The organism is Aliterella atlantica CENA595 (assembly GCF_000952155.1).
Classification (GTDB): Bacteria; Cyanobacteriota; Cyanobacteriia; order Cyanobacteriales; family Chroococcidiopsidaceae; genus Aliterella; species Aliterella atlantica.
The window spans coordinates 15,306-32,788 of the sequence record NZ_JYON01000004.1; the positions used below are offsets into that span (position 1 = coordinate 15,306).

Consider the following 17,483-nt stretch of genomic DNA (forward strand, 5'->3'; position numbering starts at 1 on the left):
CTATTTTACACGTAGACAAAAAGCTGGCTGTGTTTGTCTAGTACTTAGGTAGCGTTAGCAACTGTAAGCCCGATTTCTTGCCCATAGGAAAGTTCTAAAGTATGTCCATCTGGATCGCGCAAGAAAGCCCAGTAACCTACAGGGTAGCCGAAGTCGTTAGGACCTTCGATAAGTACGTTCTCTTGACGTGCTTGTTTGCAGAGACTATCCATATCTTCGCGACTTTTGCAGCCAACGCCCAAGTGAGCAAACGGAGATAGAACTGGAGATACCGAACTTGTTTGAATGAGAACGATCGCAAATGGACGAGTGCGATCGCAAAGCCACACTACAGATGCTCCTGTTTTGGCATCAACGCGCTGATGAATTACTTGCATTCCTGCATATTTACAGTAAAAGCGAATACTTTGCTCAACATCTGCAACAGGTAAAGCTATATGTGTAAATCCAACATCAACCATGACAATGCATCCTTTGAGTAACTGCGGTTTTAGCAATTAATGCCAAGTGTAATCTTACTCATTTCCTGCACTTCTTCTAAACCTTACTCTGCAAACCATCGCGAGGACGCAAAAATGGTATCACAACACACTGCAAATTTTGTTCGGGCAATAATTCCTACTTGTAGTCTCGAATTAATAAAGCTGCAAACAGTTTGATTTCTAGTTTGGCAAATTCTTTGCCTAAGCATTTTATTATTACAAGGAAATATAACCAAATATTGTTACTTATTACATAAGTAATTTAATTTTCAATCAGTTACAAGAGTTCTTAAATGATTGCTTATCTAACAAACAAGTAATATAGTTTTCAAAACTGATTAAAAATATAGCTTTTTAGGTGGCTTACTATTTTAGTATAAGTTTCGCTATTGATATTTCTTGTCTAAATCAAACGTAAATTCTTTAACACTTAGAGCTAATTTATATAATTAGAATTGTCGATAAATTCAAAAGATTCATATTTTGTATTAGCTGAAAATACTGCAAACCATAAGTCTGCTTGAATGTTTAATATAAATAAAAATTGATAAAGTGAATAAAGTTTTAATTGAATATTCAGAAAAAAAGTTTAGTTATATAATTTAATAAACTTAGAGATTTATTAGTTTTAATCAGTAATAAATAGAGAATATTCATATCTTCAATGACTTTGATTTTCTAAGAAGATAGACTAATGCAGAAAAACAATGTATTTTTCCTATTGATAACGAAGTGGTTCTCAATGTTGAGAAAGTATTTCAATTCGCTCATCTTCAATCAATACTAAATTATGAGACTGCAAGGTAAATTGTCCTCGACTGGAGTTGCAAGTTCATTAACTTTGAGTGCATTAGTTTCTTTGGCATTCGCTCCTGGTATGTCTGAGGCAAAGATAATTGAATCAGTTAGTGAAAGCATTAGTGAAGCCAACGCCACAGAGGTTTCGGGCGCAAAGGGTGGGAGTAGATGCAACCAACTAGAAAATGTCGCCACTTTTATCGACAACACCGCCCACCCAGTTAGAGGGGGCAGACAAGCTTTTAGACATTGGATCGATCGTTGTGGAGAGAGATCGGAGTTTAGAATGCGGAAAACCCAAATCGGGGGGACTTACTGGTATGGGTGGTCGATGTATCTGCCCCCAGATTGGCAAGATACTGTTGAAGGATTCGATATGTTCTCCCAATGGGCAACCTACCCCACGCCGCGCAACGGAAAATTTACCTGTAATGGAAACGGCTCGTATATCGTCAGAGATGGCAGTAACATTGTCTTTAAATTTCAGCACAAAGGGGACAACATTGATATTCAATGCCATCCCTATACGTTGGCGAAAATATCAGATATTCGCGGTAAATGGGTTGATTTTGTTATGCACGTTAAGTGGACAGGCAATAAAGACGGGTTTCTCAAACTATGGATGAGAACGGGCAGGGGTAATTATTCTCAGCCAGTCAATTACCAAGGACGGACTTATTGGAATGATGAAGGTGCAGGACCGTACTTCAAAATGGGGCTATACAAGGGCAATCCCAATTTCAAAGGTCCTGCACCTCGCTACTTGTATACTGATGAGTACCGTTTAGGTGACAGCAACTCTAGTTTTCAGGAAGTTGCCCCACGATAATTACAAGCATATTGGGAGCTTTCAAACTGCTATATCTGTGAGAGTTAGCTAGCGATTAAGAATTCAATCCGTAACACTTTACAGTCATCTGTAGTTATGAATTGTATAAACGCGAATTAACTTCTCCCACATCGTTGTATTTTTTTCGTAAGTTAAACTTGTTTTCAGGGCTACCTTTTGAGAAGCTATATTGCCTGGATCGATCAGGGAAATTAAGCGATCGCATCCTACTTGCTCAAAACCATAATCTCGACTTGCACAGGCTGCTTCGGTTGCTAGTCCTTTATTCCAGTATTCTTTAGCAAGCAGATAGCCAATTTCAATTTCTTGTTGCCCGTCCACTAACTGAGGTACTAACCCGCATCGTCCAATAAACTTGTTATTAGCTTTGTAAATAGTTGCCCAAAGCCCAAAGCCAATTTTTTCGTAGGTAACAATTGTCCGTTCTATCTGCTGCTTGGTTTCTGTATATGTCCATAAGCTGGGGTAAAACTTCATTACCACAGGATCGGCGTAGATTGCAGCCAAGTCATCAGCGTCATTTATAGTTAAATGCCGGAGAATTAAACGAGGTGTTTCAGCTACAATCGTTGAATTTTTGGGCATAATTTGAAAAATTGGCTGGCGATCGCACAGCAAGCTTTTCTTGACAGGAAACTTATGAAAGCGAGATATCTAAAAACATCATGATGACAAAACCCATCATAATGCCGATAGTTCCTTCTGACTCAAATCCGTTGCGGTGAGATTCTGGAATAATTTCATCGCTAATTACAAACAACATTGCTCCTGCTGCAAATGCCATCGCCCAAGGCAATATAAATTGAGCAATACCCACAATCCCCGCACCAACTAAGCCGCCTAGAGGCTCTACCAAACCTGTCAGCAGCGAAATCCATAAAGCATACTTATTTGAGTAGTTCTGCCCTACTAAAGACAGCGCTACTACTAAGCCCTCTGGCATATTTTGTAAGCCGATCCCTAACGCGACAGGAATACCAGCAGAAATATCGCCAGCACCAAAGTTAACCCCAACAGCTAATCCTTCAGGAAAGTTATGGATAGTAATAGCAGCAATAAATAACCAAATTCTCTTCAGGTTCTCACCTTTAACGCTTTCTTGCCCTTTGAAAAAATGCTCGTGGGGCATAAAACGGTGGGCTAGTTGCAAAAATAGTCCGCCCAAAAGAATACCGCCTACCATGATGGCGGCTGCTTCTGATTGGGTTTTGCCTTGAGAAATCGCTGCATCAGTTCCAGGTACAATTAAGGAAAATGCTGTCGCCGCTAGCATGACTCCACCGCCAAACCCCAGCATAATTCCCTGCACTCGCCCAGTTAGTTTGATTGGCAGTAAAACTGGTAATGCACCTACAAAAGTAGCTAATCCAGCTAGTAGACTGGCAACAAAGCCGATAATTAAAGTGTTCATACTGATTAAATTTAATTTGGCTCGCAGCATCAGCTACTTACCTACAGTTTCTATAATAGTCTAACTAAATCGTACCCGTTACGACTACGTTTTAATCTTAATTACAGCAGCTAGCATTTTAATTCAAGCTTTTATACTTAAAAATGCCGAGCAAAACGAAAACTATAAATATAAAATGCACGTCAATTTTGGATTCCTCATAAATAAGTTAATCGTGCAACTATCAAATAGTAGAGAGCTTTTGTTACGAACTAATTTATAGTTGTTGATGAGGAATTAATAGATTTGCTAGCGATCGCGGTTAGGTTTTATTTATTTTTAGATAAAGCACAAAATACCATATTTCAGCGACTAATTATTTCTTGGTGCAATCAATATTATGACAAACTGCGAACTTTATGCCATCTTCCCAGCAAGTGCTGATTTCTCAAGCTGAGTATGCAAAAAAATTACGTCCTCTCCTTCCTGCCGAAGCTTTTGCCCCTAATCCAGATAAGTTAGTAGTATTACTACTTAATTTGGCAATATTAGTTTTGGGGTGGGCGATCGCATCGCAACTAGATCGTTTACCTATATACTTTCTCTTGCTTTATTTGCCGCTAGCGGTAGTGATGGGAAATAGTGTAATTGTTTTACTATTTAGCTCTCACAACGTTATGCATGGAAGTGTAATTAGAAACGCCCGCTTCATGCACATTATTAGTTTAATCGGGCTAACAATGCTATGGATGCCCCCGACTTTGTGGAAAGCAGTTCACAATCAAGAACATCACAATAAAACAAATTCTTTGGCAGATCCAGATCGCAATTATTTATACACTCAACCGAAGACTTGGGGCAAGTGGATTCAAGACTTATTTGTACCTTCTGCTGAAGTTAATCCTTTATTATTAATGTTAGGAATGGCGACAGCTTGGGGAGTACATACTTTTCGCAATTTGACTTCTGTATTGTTATTTAATCATAAATTCGTTGATTACGTTCCAGCAGCTTTTGCAATTAGCAATAAAAAGCGGATAGCGATCGCTGGCGAACTTTTGGTAATATTTTCGCTGCATTTAACGATTTTGGCATTTTTGCAATTTTCACCTCTGAAGCTTGCTCTGGGCTACTTTCTACCGATTGGCATTGGCTATGCTGGATTGATATTCTATATATATACCAATCATATGCTTTGCCAGATGACGAGTATTAACGATCCTTTGGTTAATAGTATTTCTCTTAAGGTTCCCAAGCTATTCGATAAGTTGCATCTGAATTTTTCTTATCATACAGAGCATCACATTTTTCCTGGTATGAACTCAGACTATTATCCATTAGTCCAAGAACTTCTAAAAATTCATTATCCCGAACGCCTAAATATATTGCCTGCTAAAGATGCTTGGCGCTTGCTGATGCAAACTCCTAGACATTACAAAGATGATACTACTTTCACAAGTTGGGCAGGCAGAAATACTGTAACTTGTCCTTTGAGCGAAAAATAAGCATTATGCGGCTGAATTTGAGAAAAATGAACGCTAAACTAGCAAAACAATTAACTCTAACGCTGATAACTGCCTTATTAGTGGGCTATTTACTTCCCGTTCAAGCTCAGGTTAAACATAGCCCGATGCCCAGTAAACTTCAATCTCAGCCGCTACCAACAGATTACTACTTGGCAGGAGGCGATCGCATCCGCATCTACATCATTGAAGCACCCGAATATAGCGGCGAGTACCTAATTCCACCAGATGGGAAGCTATATTTGCCCTTAATTGGGAGTGTATCTGTATTGGGATTAACTCAAGAGCAAGCAGCAGAAGCTATTTCTGCTAAGTACGCGCGTTACTTGAAGCGTTAACCCAAAGCGCTAATCCGCCGCCGCGCCCGCGTGCGGCGATAAAGTTATCTGTAGCCAGAAAGAAGGCAAAGAAGGGTAGTTTGGCAACTGATTGGCTCTCGAAATCTCTATCGCTGCCAAATTTGCCACTATATACAACACGATTAAATAGGCTTAGTTGCATCCAGGTAAAGTCAAACGCCATAATATTTTTCTTGCCCAAATATCGCGCAGGTCCCGTAAGCTTGAATAGCAGCGTACCAAATTGGATTTGATTGCTAATGTGTAAATTATCCCCAGCTTGGAAAGAAATCTGGGCGGGAGCAATCTTTTGCGGTATGTAAAAACCTCTACCTACAGCTATATCGCCTTGAAAATGAGCTTGGCGAGGAGCAGTAAAACCAAGCCTCCAGTCACCAATGAGCGATTCTACTTGATAAATTATCCGTTGCTGTTTAGCGGCTTTTTCGGCTTGCAGTAGAGCTTTGACGACTTCTTTTGCTTTTGGGCGACTTCTACTATTGTTTTGTAAGGCTGCTGCTGCATTTGTCAAGCTAGTAACAAAACTAGGTGTAGTAGTAGTTTGACTCATTTTCAGGTGTGCTAAAGTTGCTGAGGGAATTTAAAATAGTTTGATGCTTAAAGGATTAAGAACTAGAGCAAGTCTGCTGGCAATTGTAGGTGCGATCGCTAATGCTGCCTGTAGTCAGGCAAATGTAGTTAACAATCTCAATAGTAAATTAGTAGTGCAAGTTGGTGGTTTTGCCAATCAGTCGGGGCAAGTTTGCGCTAGTCTGTTTGCTAGCAGCCAAGGATTTCCCAACAATCGCCAAAAAGTAGTCCAACGCCAATGTACGAAAATTGCTAACCCTACTACTATTACTTTTAAAAATCTTAAAGCTGGCAGTTATGCTGTTGCAGTAATTCACGATCGCAATAGTGATGGCACGCTCAATCGTAACGATTTGGGAATGCCAGTGGAAGGTTACGGATTTTCGCAAAATCCTCAGACAGAGACAGCCCCACCTAAGTTTAAAGACGCAGTAGTATTCGTTGCGGGCGTTAGTACCATCGTACAAGTACAGTTGAGGTATTTAACTCGATAGTCTTTCTTCATTGCTATATTTTTTTGTCTATAGAGATATAGATTATACCCGTATATTTACTGAGTTGCTGAGAGAACGATAAAGTTTAATTAAGTTAAATTTCAGTAATACTCCCCATGAGATCCTTTAAGTTTTATTTTATCTTTAACTCATATCTTAACTATTTAAGTTTTTCATGAAGCTCCAACTCTGGTACTTCATATTTACTTAAATAATTAAGCTTATCAATTTACAGACGACATTTGCCTAATTTGTAATAGCAGTTAGCTTTTTGTCTAAAGTAAAATAACACATCATTCCAACTTAGTTGATTTCTTCTACTTGGTTATTTTGAAGTGCCATAATCAAACACTTTCAATTCGATCGACTAAGTTCAGCTATTAATTTCCCCAGCTATCTTATTGTTTTTAAAAAGTTAAAAGCAATAAATTTGTACGCCCGTACAACAAATTATCATACTAGGTTGAAAGTGACACGTTATGACCTCTACTAGCTCTCCATTAATTAATTCTCAGCTAGATTTACGCGCACCTGCGCTAACACAACTTAATAGGAAAGTCGCTGGAAACTGGCAACTATTAGTTGCGCTAATACTTTTAGATAGCACTGTTTTACTTTCAGGATGGCAAATTGCTGAGATTTTTGGGAATGCAATAGATATTGCCGAAAACGTACGGCACGATTTAGCTTCTCTATTGCCAATTTTGGCAACTCAAATTACCGTACTTTCAGCCGCAGGACTATATAATTCTGGGGAACAGGGTTGTAATTACTTCAAACTTGTTAAAGCATTAACTTTCTTCTATTTGCTACTAATATTAGTCACCCTATTTAATCAGCCTAGTGACTTAGTACCTTGGTCAACTTTTGGTTTATCTTGGCTATTGAGCGTATCTTTTACTTGCATTGCTAGGTTTGGTGTAGATACAGCAATACAGCATTTACGCCAAAAAGGTGCAGTTCGTAGTTCCACTTTTGTTATCAGTCGCCTAGAAGACAGGGAAAAAGCTGCTAAGTTAATCACCCAAGATAGTCGTTATAACTTAGTTGGATGGACAGATATCAAGTCAATAACAACAGATTCACAAACTTTGGAAGCTACTTTAGAGCGAATTTGCAACCTCAATGTAGATGAAGTTTTTGTTTGCTCTTGGCAGTCAATTAAAGGCAAAATGCTCCTTTACTGGAAATTGAGAAATGCAGGAATTACCTTACATATCTTACCCGTAGAACTAGATGCGATCGCCCGAAATTTGGAAGTAAAAATGTTGGGTAGCTTACCCGTACTGCAATTTGAACAACCGTTGATTGTCGGTAGTGACTTTTTTATCAAACGCTGCATTGACTTCTTGTGTGCTAGTGCTTTTATTCTCTTAGCAGCGCCACTATATTTAGTTATTGCTCTAGCCATCAAATTAGATTCTCCAGGTCCCATTTTTTACAAACAAACTCGCATTGGCTTGCATAACAAACCGTTTAAGGTTTGGAAATTCCGCACAATGGTTGTGAACGCAGACAAAATCCAAAAAGATTTAGAAGCTAACAACGAAATGAAAGATGGGGTACTTTTTAAGATTAAAAACGACCCGCGCATTACTCCCTTGGGTACATTTTTACGTCGCTACAGCTTGGATGAATTACCACAACTATTCAACGTAGTTTTGGGAGAAATGAGCCTAGTTGGTCCTCGTCCTTTACCGCTAAGAGATGTAGAAAAGTTTTCCGAACATCATTTTGTACGCCACAATGTTATGCCTGGAATTACAGGACTTTGGCAAGTATCTGGTCGCTCCGATATTACTGACTTTGAACAAGTAATTGCGCTAGATGTTTCTTATATAGAAAGCTGGTCGCTGAAATTAGACTTCAAAATTTTACTGCAAACTATCAACGTAATTTTTGGTAAAAAAGGTGCTTACTAAGTAGAGGCGCAGCCACAGAACATTCTTGTTGTAAATTTAAATCAATCCCCAAATATGGAATTCATAGATGCAGACATTCACAAATTGTGGTTGATTCTAAAACGGCGTTGGCTGCCCGCTGCGGGTGTATTTAGCTGTGTCGTCGGGCTATCAGTTGTCGCTGCCATGATGCCAAAATCATCCTATCAAGCAGAAGGAAAGCTTTTACTCAAGAGAGTAAATGAAACTTCTGCGGCAACTGGACTAGGTTCGCAAATCGGAGAATTGGATACTTTAGCGCAACAAACAAATCCCTTGAAAACGGAAGCTGCGGTACTTAGTTCTATTCCCCTTGCTCAACAAACTATCACCGCACTCAATCTTAAAGATAATGATGGTGAGGTTCTTCTACCTGAAGGCTTTCTAAAGAAACAAAATATCAAACAGCTTGCTGCAACCGATGTCTTAGAAGTTACTTATAAAAGTAACGACCCCCAGGAAGCTGCTGCTGTTGTCAACAAACTAATGAGTCTTTATATAGAAAATAATGTACTCAGCAATCGGACTGCTGCGGTTGAAGCTAGTAAATTTATTGCCAATCAGCTACCCAAGACTGAAGCTAGAGTTCGGCAAGCAGAAGCAGCACTACGCCAATTTAAAGAACAAAATCAAATTGTCTCTTTAGACGAAGAAGTAAAATCGGCAGTTGGGATTATTAAGGAACTAGAAAGCCAAATCAATACAACTGAAGCTGCACTAGCTAATGCAAATGCTCGATATGCAACCTTGCAGCAGCAAGTAGGTATGAGTTCAGCGCAAGCTGTAGCGACAAATTCTCTCAATCAGGCTGGTGGAATCCAAAAGCTACTAGAAGAATCTCAACAGTTAGAAGATCGGCTAGCAACTGAACGGACTCGCTTGCAAGAGGATCATCCCACCATAGTTAATTTGAAATTGAGGCAAGCCGCGCTCAAAGCTTTATTAGACAAGCGGGTAGCAAATACTAACTCGCCAGTGCAAGGTGCAAATTTGCAAATTGGCGAAAGCAAACAAAAACTAAACGAAGAACTGGTGCAATCAGAAGCAGAACGCTTAGGTTTAGCCAAGCAGTTAGCTTTACTATCTAGCACCCAAGATACTTACAAACAAAGAGCGAACGTTTTTCCTAAGTTAGAACAGAATCAAAGAGAACTAGAACGCCAACTGCAAGCTTCTCAATCTACCTATCAAAGTCTGTTGCAAAAGCTGCAAGAATTGAAGGTTGCAGAAAATCAAAATACTGGTAATGCCAGTATTGTTGAGCCTGCTTTAGTTCCTGATAAGGCTTCAATTAAGCTTCGAGTGATGATTCTAGGGTTAGGAGTAATCGTCAGTGCTTTACTTGCTGGCGCTACTATCATCATTTTAGAAGTTAGAGATACATCAGTTAAAACCCTCAAAGAAGCGCAGGAACTCTTTGGCTATACCTTTTTAGGAACTATTCCTATGTTGGGCAAAAAAGCCAATTCGCGCGGTAAAGATGCAGAAGCGACAATTCCCGAACTGCCAGTTAGAGATATGCCGCGATCGCCTTTGAGCGAAGCCTACCGGATGCTGCAAGCTAATTTGAAGTTTCTTAGTTCTGATAAACCATTGCGCGTTATTGTCGTTACCAGTTCTGTGCCAAGAGAAGGTAAATCAACAGTTTCGGCAAACTTAGCTACGGCGATGGCGCAACTAGGGTATCGGGTGTTGTTGGTTGATGCAGATATGCGCCGCCCAGTTCAGCATCATATCTGGAAGCTGAACAATATTACTGGTTTGAGTGATGTGATTGTCGGTCAATCTGAATTTAAGACATCAGTACGCACAGCAATCAAAAACTTAGATGTACTTACGGCTGGGGTAATGCCTCCTAATCCGATCGCTTTACTCAATTCTCAGCGCATGGCGACGTTGATTGACGATTTTTCGGCAACTTATGATTTTGTCATCGTCGATGCACCGCCGTTATTAGTAGCTGCTGATGCTGTCACTTTGGGCAAAATGACAGATGGCATTTTGTTGGTAGCGCGACCTGGAGTGCTTGATTCTAGGGCAGCAGGGGCAGCGCAAGAGTCGTTAGAGCGATCGGATCAAAATGTCTTGGGTTTGGTAGTCAATGGCGTAATTGTCGAAAACGAATCAGATAGCTACTTCTACTTTGGCAAAGAATACTATAGCGATGAAGATGTTCCCAGCTTGAAAGTATCTAACAAAGAGCGCAGTGTAGAGGGAATTTGAGATGAATTTCAGTAAACTCAAACTCCCTTTAACTTACTTAAAGCAAAACTCTTTAGCAAAAAATACTTTGTGGATGCTGCTTGCTCAAGGTTTGCGCTTGGTTTTGCAAGCTGGCTACTTTGTAATTATTGCAAGAGTCCTCGGACCTGAACAATATGGCGCTTTTGTTGGTGTCACAGCGTTGATTTCTATCTTGGCTCCTTTTGCCAGTCTCGGCAGTGGAAATCTCTTGATTAAAAATGTGTCGAGAAACAAAGCTTTGTTTGCCGAGTATTGGGGCAATGCGCTGTGGATGATTGTGGTTTCTGGTTTGGGCTTGTTTGCTTTGGTGCTACTAATTGCCCCCGCCACTTTACCTAAAACAATTCCTTTGGCATTGATAGTTTTAGTTTGTTTGACTGACTTAATTTTTGCCAGAATTCTAGATGTTGCCGGACAAGCCTTTCAGGCTGTTTTGTGGCTGAGTAAAACGGCACAACTCAATATTTTGCCACAGGTGACAAGAATCATTGCTGCGTTGGCTTTGGTGAGCTTGTTTGCCCATCCCCAAGCTAAGACATGGACTTTTTTATACTTAATTAGCACCGCTGTTTCGGCACTAATTGCAGTGTTTTTGGTGCATCGATCGCTTGGTTATCCCAAGTTGGCACTATGGCGAATCAAGCCAGAGATTGCGGAAGGGTTTTACTTCTCAATTGGGTTATCTGCTCAAACTGTATATAACGATATCGATAAAACAATGCTAGCGCGGCTTGCCACGCTTTCAGCTACAGGTATATATGCATCTGCGTACCGTTTGATAGATGTTGCCTTTGTACCTGTGCGATCGCTTTTAGCGGCTGCTTATACTAAGTTCTTTCAGCATGGCGCATCTGGCATTACCGGAACGATGAGTTTTGCCAAACGCCTGTTACCTCTTGCTGCACTCTATGGCGTAGGTGTAGGCATTGCTTTATTTTGCCTAGCTCCAGTTGTACCTTACATCTTAGGCAGTGAATATCAAGATGCGATCGCTGCTTTGCGCTGGTTAGCACCTTTGCCTTTACTCAAATCCCTACATTATTTTGCAGCCGATACGCTTACAGGAGCGGGATTTCAGGGCATCCGTAGTGCCATGCAAGCGATCGTCGCTATTTTCAATGTCTCGCTTAACTTGTGGCTGATTCCCACCTATTCCTGGCAGGGTGCAGCATGGGCGAGTTTGGCTTCCGATGGCTTTTTAGTCCTTAGCTTGTGGATCGCAGTGGCATTTATTTACCGACAACAATTGCAAACTTCTGAGGAGAAAGCATGATTATTTCCCCCACAGACAAGAAACTTGTAGGTTGGCAGCAGACAACACAAATTGAGGTAGCAAATCGCCAAAGATACAGTAAGGATAATTTGCTAGCGAGCATCATCGTCAATAACTACAACTACGGCAGATTTTTGCGTCAAGCAATTGACAGTGCTTTGAATCAAACTTATGCCCATATTGAGGTCATTGCTGTAGACGACGGTTCTACCGATAATTCGCGGGAAATTATTGCCAGTTACGGAGACAAAATTATCCCCGTATTCAAAGAAAATGGCGGACAAGCTTCAGCTTTTAATGCCGGATTTGCAGCCAGCCAGGGAGAAATTGTCAGCTTTTTAGATGCTGATGATTATTTATTTGCTGACACCATCGAGCGCATAGTCGCCGTCTGGCAACCAGGCATAGCTAAGGTGCAATATTACCTAGATATAGTTGACATCGGGGGGAAGATACTGGGAACTTATCCACCACGAGAAAGACGCTTAGACAATGGCGAAGTATTGCCGATTTTGCTGGAAAAGGGACGTTATGAAACCCCAGTAACTACTGGTAACAGTTTTCATAGAACTGGGTTAAACAAAATCTTTCCCATTCCAGAAACCAAGTATCGGATTTCCGCTGATAGCTATTTAGTTACCTTAGTTCCCTTTGACGGGCAAGTAGCTGCTATAGAGCAAACCCTTGGAGCTTACCGCATTCATGGCGATAATTTGTGGGCTTTGAGTCAAAATGTTGAGACTGAGAAACTTTCCCAGTTCGTGCAGCATGACTTATATCGGCACGAACTTCTAGCAGATAAATTCGGCGAGTTGGGCTACAAAATCCCCAAATTCAGCGATCGCGACTATCTGCATTTGAAAACTAGAATTGCTTCTTTACGCCTCAATCCCGAAAATCATCCAGTGTCTTTTGATTCGCCTTTGGTTTTAGCTTATCGGGGAGTATGGGCAGTTTGGCGATATTCAAAATTAACTTGGCGAAAACAGCTTTTATTGATGGCTTGGTTTATTTGGGTAGGACTATTGCCTTTGCAGATGGCAAAGCCAGCTATTGATTGGCTATTTGTGCCTCAATCGCGCCCTAGAAGTTTAGATTGGCTTGGCAACCAACTCAAAAGAGCTTTTTCTTGGGAAGCAAGCAACACAAGAGTGGAGAAGTGTTAAAGCTGTGAACCTACTTAAGCTGATTGAAAAAGGATTTGTAGTGTTCTCGCTTTTGTTCTTCACTGGAGCGATAACAGTCTTGCTTAATGGCGGGACAGCGCCTAGCGGCAGTCAGAACGATCCTATTAGTAAAGTATTGCTGTTAGGAATTCAGGCAGTTACAGTGCTGCTGATTGTGGCTGATTACAAGCGAGTTGGGCGTACTGTGCTGAGGGAAAAACTCTTATGGGTTTTGGTAGCGATCGCTCTATTTTCAACATTATGGTCTGACGTACCCTCAACTACCCTCGCTACCAGTATCAATTTCGTGCGAATTACCTTGTTCGGAGTGTATTTTGCCGCACGCTACAGCTTGAAAGAGCAGTTACATCTATTGACTTGGGTATTCGGGATTGGTGCAACGCTCAGTCTAGTTTTTGCGATCGCTCTACCAAGCTATGGGGTGATGGGAATGGGCAGTATCAGCACAGCGGAAACAGTAGCCCACACAGGCGCATGGCAGGGCATATACGGTCACAAAAATATCTTGGCTCGGATTATGGTTCTCAGTGCGATCGCCTTTTTCATCAGTGCTAATAGTAAAGGCAAGTATCGCTGGTTGATGTGGGGTGGTTTTATCCTTTCCATCATTCTAGTTCTAGGCTCAACTTCAAAATCAGCCTTAATTATCTTGCTGACTATTTTAATTTTGCTGCCTTTTTACAAAGCTTTGCGCTGGAACTACACCCTAGCTGTCCCCTTTTTCATCGCGGCAATTTTAATAGGTGCAGGTGTTGCGATGTTATTAGTGGATACTGCAGAAAGTATTTTGGCAGTTTTTGGACGAGACTTTACCCTCACTGGGCGGACGGATCTTTGGAGCGCTGTACTAGAAAAAATTGGCGAACGTCCTTGGCTGGGCTATGGATATGGAGGTTTTTGGCTGGGCTTAAATGGCAACTCTATTGATGTTTGGCATATTGTCAGGTGGGAACCTCCCCATTCTCATAATGGGTTTTTAGACCTGTGGCTCGATTTAGGTTTATTAGGATTATCTATTTTTGCTTTTAGTTTTATCGCAGTCTATTTACGGTCGATCGCTTGGTTGCGTCAAAATTCTAATTCAGAAGGACTTTTGCCGCTAGCATATTTGACGTTTTTATTGCTAGCAAACCTGACAGAAAGTTCGCTGTTACGACACAACTTTCTCTGGATACTTTACGTATCAATATCCCTTTCTACATACAAAAGTCACGACTACGTTGTTGCAGATGTAAAGAAGTTTTTGCAGCAGAAAGTCAAGAAGAAATCAATTAAAAAAATCACACCGCGTACGCAAAGAAGGACAGTGTAATGCAAGTTTTAGCTCGCCCTGCTTTTAGCAGCCGTAAGGAAAATCCCTATAACTGGTTGCTGTATTCATACATGAAAGACTTAGGAGTTGGTGTAGATGAGTTTTCCTTGAAACAAGCGATCGCCAACAACTACAAAATCTGTCATCTACATTGGCCCGAATTGCCTTTAAACAATCGCAACTTACTCAAGGCATTAATCAAAATTCAAGCTTTACTCCTGCAACTAGATTGGGCGCGATCGCGGGGTGCGAAAACTGTCTGGACTGTCCACAATCTGGCGGCTCACGAACAGTTTTATCCTCAATTAGAAGCTTGGTTTTGGCGAGCTTTTATCTGGCGATTAGATGGCTATATTACTCTTAGCCAAGCTGGGATGGAAGCAGCCCAAAAACGTTTTCCCCAACTCAAAAATTTGCCCGGTTTTGTTATTCCTCACGGTCATTATCGCGGTGAGTATGAAGATGGCATCAGCCGTGAAGCCGCTCGTGTAGAGCTACAAATTCCTAAGTCAGCAAAGGTAGTGCTGTTCTTTGGCAGAATTAGAGCTTACAAAAACGTACCCCAGCTAATTAAAGCTTTTAAGCAGGTTGCAGATCCAGAGGCAATGCTCTGTATTGCTGGATTACCCGAATTTCCGGCTCAAGCAGATGCGATCGCATCTGAAGTTGGCACAGATAATCGAGTCCGAACCTACTTAAATTTTATCCCTCAAAGCAAAGCACAACTCTACTTTCGCGCTGCTGACTTGGTAGTTTTGCCGTACCGCGAAATTTTAAATTCTGGTAGCGCCTTGTTAGCCCTTTCTTTCGATCGCCCGATTTTAGTGCCTCTGCGCGGTACTTTGAGCGAACTTCAAGCCCAAGTAGGTGCAGATTGGGTACGCGCTTACACGGGAGAACTGACGACAGCACATATTGAAGATGCGATGCAGTGGGCATTGCACACGCCACGTTCAGAGCAAGCTCCCCTCGAAGCTCTCGATTGGCAGGAACTAGCAAAGCAGACTATTTGTGCCTACAAATTTATTGCAGACATAAAATAAATAGGAGGTAATTTTGCAGCCAATTATTAGTACCGTTATCCCTACGCGCAATCGACCGCTAATAGTGGAACGAGCCGTTAAAAGTGCGCTGGCACAAACTTTTACAGAAATAGAAGTCATAGTTGTCATTGATGGTTCAGATGCTTGCACTCGTGAAGTCCTAGAAGAAATAGACGATTCGCGATTGAAAGTCATCGAACTACCAGTTAGAGGCGGTGCAGCGGCGGCTCGAAATGCTGGCGTGTCTGCAGCGGTAGGAGAATGGATTGCTTTTTTAGATGACGATGATGAATGGTTTCCCCAAAAGCTAGAGCGACAGATTGAAGTTGCCAAAGGTTCTCAGTACGAGTTGCCTATTGTTGCTAGTCGTTTGACGGCTCGTTCGCCCAAAGGTGACTATATTCGCCCAAGGAGATTTTTATCGTTGTCAGAGCCAATTAGCGAATACTTGTTGGCGCGTAATTCTCTGTTTCAAGGAGAAGGATTAATTCAAACTTCTGTACTGCTAACAAAAAAGCAACTACTTCAACAAGTTCCGTTTAGAACCGATTTGCTCAGACATCAAGATTGGGACTGGTTGTTGCGTGCGAGCAATTTAGCAGGTATAGGAATTGAGTTTGTGTCTGAACCTTTGGCTATTTGGTATGTAGATGAAAAACGTAACACTGTCAGCACTACGAGCAACTGGCGTAATTCACTGGCATGGATTCAAGAGAACAAAAATCTAGTTACGCCTCGCGCTTATTCGGCTTTCATCATGGTAGAAGTGGGCGCACAAGCAGCGCAGGAACGGGCATGGCAAGAATTTTTACCGTTGTTATCAGAGGCGATACTTGGTAAACCGCAACTTATTGATTTTCTTCTTTATTTTGGTTTGTGGCTAATTCCCCAAGAAACTCGCCGCTCTATTCGCGCTTTGCTAACTAAGCAATCTTCAAGCATAAAAAGTGCATAGATTGAGCAGCAAAATAATAAATTTTACATTTTGGTAAGAGGGAAAAATAGTGTCATTAGTAACGATTGGATTACCTGTTTATAATGCAATGCCATTTTTGCCAGAAACTATTGATAGTCTTCTGCGCCAAACTTACTCAGATTTTCAAGTATTAGCAATTGATGATGGTTCTACCGATGATAGTTTGGATTATTTAAAATCTATTCAAGATTCTAGATTTAAAATAATTACTCAATCAAATAGGGGATTAACTGCAACCTTAAATAGAATGCTTGCTGAGGTAGAAACTCCTTGGCTAGTACGCCAAGATGCAGATGATATTGCTTACCCTAACAGAATTGAACTAATTGCAGAGTCTATAAACAAATATCCAGATGCAGGAATGTTTTATTCCTATGCTAAGTATTATCAAAATGCCGAAAGTTTTGGCACTTTTAGAACTACGAAAGCATCGCCTGATGTTCTTACTAGCTTGACAAAAGCAGGATACTTATTAGCAATTTGTCACCCCACCGCAGCCTTGAATGTTGCAAAAGCAAAAGATGTGGGTGGATATCGCTTTGATTTGCATATTGAAGATATTGACTTGTGGTGGCGCATGGCTTTGTTGCATGAAATTAGACTAATTCCTGAAGAAACAGTAGGATTTCGCTTGAATACAAACAGTGTAAGTAGTAGCAATCTCCGCGAACAATCTACTAACACATTGTACGTACAATACTTGCTGATTTCGCACTTGTGGGATCTCCAACCATTACCTTATGAATTGGTAAAAGAGCAACTAATTATGCTGCTTGATAACAAAAAACTAAATTTTAGAACAAATATGCGAATGACAAATATCCATTTGGGTAAAAAGGCTTATGCAGGGGCAATTAAGTATGGGATTGGTGCTTTACTATCTTCTCCCCAAGACTTTTTGGAACGTTTGACTTATGAATTAGGAAATAAAGATATTGCTGTAAATGGAGAAGACCCCAAATTGTTTGCTGCTAATTGCAGCAGTTTATGGCAAGAAAAAGTCAAAAATCTTTGTTTCGCTTTAGCTAATTGAGGTAATAGA

General features: G+C 40.9%; 16 protein-coding genes and 1 pseudogene. 12 read left to right on the top strand and 5 right to left on the bottom strand.

Features of this window, described 5'->3' with window-relative positions; all coding sequences use genetic code 11:
- Nucleotides 1-44: 44 nt before the first annotated feature.
- Both UH38_RS05325 and UH38_RS28080 read right to left on the bottom strand, forming a co-directional pair.
- A complete protein-coding gene (locus UH38_RS05325; protein WP_045053608.1) occupies nucleotides 45-461 on the bottom strand; it encodes a VOC family protein in 417 nt (138 codons plus the stop codon).
- A 76-nt stretch (nucleotides 462-537) separates the two neighbouring features.
- A pseudogene (locus UH38_RS28080) lies at nucleotides 538-693 on the bottom strand (cytochrome P450); the annotation flags it as partial.
- A gap of 579 nt (nucleotides 694-1,272) precedes the next feature.
- Between UH38_RS28080 and UH38_RS05330 the strand changes: the two are divergent.
- Nucleotides 1,273-2,109 carry a heparin lyase I family protein gene (locus UH38_RS05330; protein WP_045053609.1) on the top strand — a complete coding sequence of 279 codons (837 nt, stop codon included), beginning with the start codon at nucleotides 1,273-1,275 and terminating at the stop codon, nucleotides 2,107-2,109.
- Nucleotides 2,110-2,193: 84 nt separating this feature from the next.
- Here the strand turns inward: UH38_RS05330 and UH38_RS05335 are convergent, their stop codons facing one another.
- Both UH38_RS05335 and UH38_RS05340 read right to left on the bottom strand, forming a co-directional pair.
- Nucleotides 2,194-2,715 (bottom strand): GNAT family N-acetyltransferase, encoded by a 522-nt coding sequence (locus UH38_RS05335; RefSeq protein ID WP_045053610.1) that lies wholly within the window; start codon nucleotides 2,713-2,715, stop codon nucleotides 2,194-2,196.
- A gap of 52 nt (nucleotides 2,716-2,767) precedes the next feature.
- Entirely contained in the window at nucleotides 2,768-3,541 is a 774-nt protein-coding gene (locus UH38_RS05340; protein WP_045053778.1) for a ZIP family metal transporter, read from the bottom strand.
- A gap of 398 nt (nucleotides 3,542-3,939) precedes the next feature.
- Here UH38_RS05340 and UH38_RS05345 point away from each other — a divergent pair, with 398 nt between their 5' ends.
- Both UH38_RS05345 and UH38_RS05350 read left to right on the top strand, forming a co-directional pair.
- The gene (locus tag UH38_RS05345) at nucleotides 3,940-5,025 is read left to right on the top strand and encodes a fatty acid desaturase family protein (RefSeq protein WP_045053611.1); all 1,086 of its coding nucleotides are present in this window, start codon (nucleotides 3,940-3,942) and stop codon (nucleotides 5,023-5,025) included.
- Between the two features lie 26 nt (nucleotides 5,026-5,051).
- Nucleotides 5,052-5,381: a polysaccharide biosynthesis/export family protein gene (locus UH38_RS05350; protein ID WP_045053612.1), complete on the top strand. Its 330-nt coding sequence runs from the start codon at nucleotides 5,052-5,054 to the stop codon at nucleotides 5,379-5,381.
- Here UH38_RS05350 and UH38_RS05355 read toward each other — a convergent pair.
- Nucleotides 5,353-5,952: a hypothetical protein gene (locus UH38_RS05355; RefSeq protein WP_045053613.1), complete on the bottom strand. Its 600-nt coding sequence runs from the start codon at nucleotides 5,950-5,952 to the stop codon at nucleotides 5,353-5,355. The two genes, UH38_RS05350 and UH38_RS05355, sit on opposite strands and share 29 nt — an antisense overlap.
- A gap of 43 nt (nucleotides 5,953-5,995) precedes the next feature.
- Here UH38_RS05355 and UH38_RS05360 point away from each other — a divergent pair, with 43 nt between their 5' ends.
- From UH38_RS05360 to UH38_RS05400, 9 genes are all read left to right on the top strand, one after another.
- Nucleotides 5,996-6,466 (top strand): DUF2141 domain-containing protein, encoded by a 471-nt coding sequence (locus tag UH38_RS05360; protein WP_045053614.1) that lies wholly within the window; start codon nucleotides 5,996-5,998, stop codon nucleotides 6,464-6,466.
- 479 nt (nucleotides 6,467-6,945) lie between these two features.
- Entirely contained in the window at nucleotides 6,946-8,388 is a 1,443-nt protein-coding gene (locus UH38_RS05365; RefSeq protein WP_045053615.1) for a sugar transferase, read from the top strand.
- Between the two features lie 54 nt (nucleotides 8,389-8,442).
- Nucleotides 8,443-10,629 (top strand): GumC family protein, encoded by a 2,187-nt coding sequence (locus tag UH38_RS05370; protein ID WP_045053616.1) that lies wholly within the window; start codon nucleotides 8,443-8,445, stop codon nucleotides 10,627-10,629.
- Between the two features lies 1 nt (nucleotide 10,630).
- Nucleotides 10,631-11,923: an oligosaccharide flippase family protein gene (locus tag UH38_RS05375; protein WP_045053617.1), complete on the top strand. Its 1,293-nt coding sequence runs from the start codon at nucleotides 10,631-10,633 to the stop codon at nucleotides 11,921-11,923.
- Nucleotides 11,920-13,089, top strand: coding sequence for a glycosyltransferase family 2 protein (locus UH38_RS05380; protein ID WP_082065313.1), 1,170 nt, complete (start codon nucleotides 11,920-11,922; stop codon nucleotides 13,087-13,089). Before UH38_RS05375 ends, UH38_RS05380 begins: the two co-directional genes overlap by 4 nt.
- 4 nt (nucleotides 13,090-13,093) lie before the next feature.
- Nucleotides 13,094-14,422, top strand: coding sequence for an O-antigen ligase family protein (locus tag UH38_RS05385; protein ID WP_045053618.1), 1,329 nt, complete (start codon nucleotides 13,094-13,096; stop codon nucleotides 14,420-14,422).
- A complete protein-coding gene (locus tag UH38_RS05390; protein WP_045053619.1) occupies nucleotides 14,422-15,465 on the top strand; it encodes a glycosyltransferase in 1,044 nt (347 codons plus the stop codon). The genes UH38_RS05385 and UH38_RS05390 overlap by 1 nt, the downstream gene beginning before the upstream one ends.
- Nucleotides 15,466-15,478: 13 nt before the next feature.
- Entirely contained in the window at nucleotides 15,479-16,420 is a 942-nt protein-coding gene (locus tag UH38_RS05395) for a glycosyltransferase family 2 protein (RefSeq protein ID WP_045053620.1), read from the top strand.
- Between the two features lie 49 nt (nucleotides 16,421-16,469).
- The gene (locus UH38_RS05400) at nucleotides 16,470-17,474 is read left to right on the top strand and encodes a glycosyltransferase family 2 protein (protein ID WP_045053621.1); all 1,005 of its coding nucleotides are present in this window, start codon (nucleotides 16,470-16,472) and stop codon (nucleotides 17,472-17,474) included.
- Nucleotides 17,475-17,483 lie beyond the last annotated feature (9 nt).

Bases quoted from the DNA above. Each gene is read 5' to 3' on its own strand.
- UH38_RS05325 (WP_045053608.1), bottom strand. From the start codon at position 461: ATGGTTGATGTTGGATTTACACATATAGCTTTACCTGTTGCAGATGTT.
- UH38_RS05330 (WP_045053609.1), top strand. From the start codon at position 1,273: ATGAGACTGCAAGGTAAATTGTCCTCGACTGGAGTTGCAAGTTCATTA.
- UH38_RS05335 (WP_045053610.1), bottom strand. From the start codon at position 2,715: ATGCCCAAAAATTCAACGATTGTAGCTGAAACACCTCGTTTAATTCTC.
- UH38_RS05340 (WP_045053778.1), bottom strand. From the start codon at position 3,541: ATGAACACTTTAATTATCGGCTTTGTTGCCAGTCTACTAGCTGGATTA.
- UH38_RS05345 (WP_045053611.1), top strand. From the start codon at position 3,940: ATGCCATCTTCCCAGCAAGTGCTGATTTCTCAAGCTGAGTATGCAAAA.
- UH38_RS05350 (WP_045053612.1), top strand. From the start codon at position 5,052: ATGAACGCTAAACTAGCAAAACAATTAACTCTAACGCTGATAACTGCC.
- UH38_RS05355 (WP_045053613.1), bottom strand. From the start codon at position 5,952: ATGAGTCAAACTACTACTACACCTAGTTTTGTTACTAGCTTGACAAAT.
- UH38_RS05360 (WP_045053614.1), top strand. From the start codon at position 5,996: ATGCTTAAAGGATTAAGAACTAGAGCAAGTCTGCTGGCAATTGTAGGT.
- UH38_RS05365 (WP_045053615.1), top strand. From the start codon at position 6,946: ATGACCTCTACTAGCTCTCCATTAATTAATTCTCAGCTAGATTTACGC.
- UH38_RS05370 (WP_045053616.1), top strand. From the start codon at position 8,443: ATGGAATTCATAGATGCAGACATTCACAAATTGTGGTTGATTCTAAAA.
- UH38_RS05375 (WP_045053617.1), top strand. From the start codon at position 10,631: ATGAATTTCAGTAAACTCAAACTCCCTTTAACTTACTTAAAGCAAAAC.
- UH38_RS05380 (WP_082065313.1), top strand. From the start codon at position 11,920: ATGATTATTTCCCCCACAGACAAGAAACTTGTAGGTTGGCAGCAGACA.
- UH38_RS05390 (WP_045053619.1), top strand. From the start codon at position 14,422: ATGCAAGTTTTAGCTCGCCCTGCTTTTAGCAGCCGTAAGGAAAATCCC.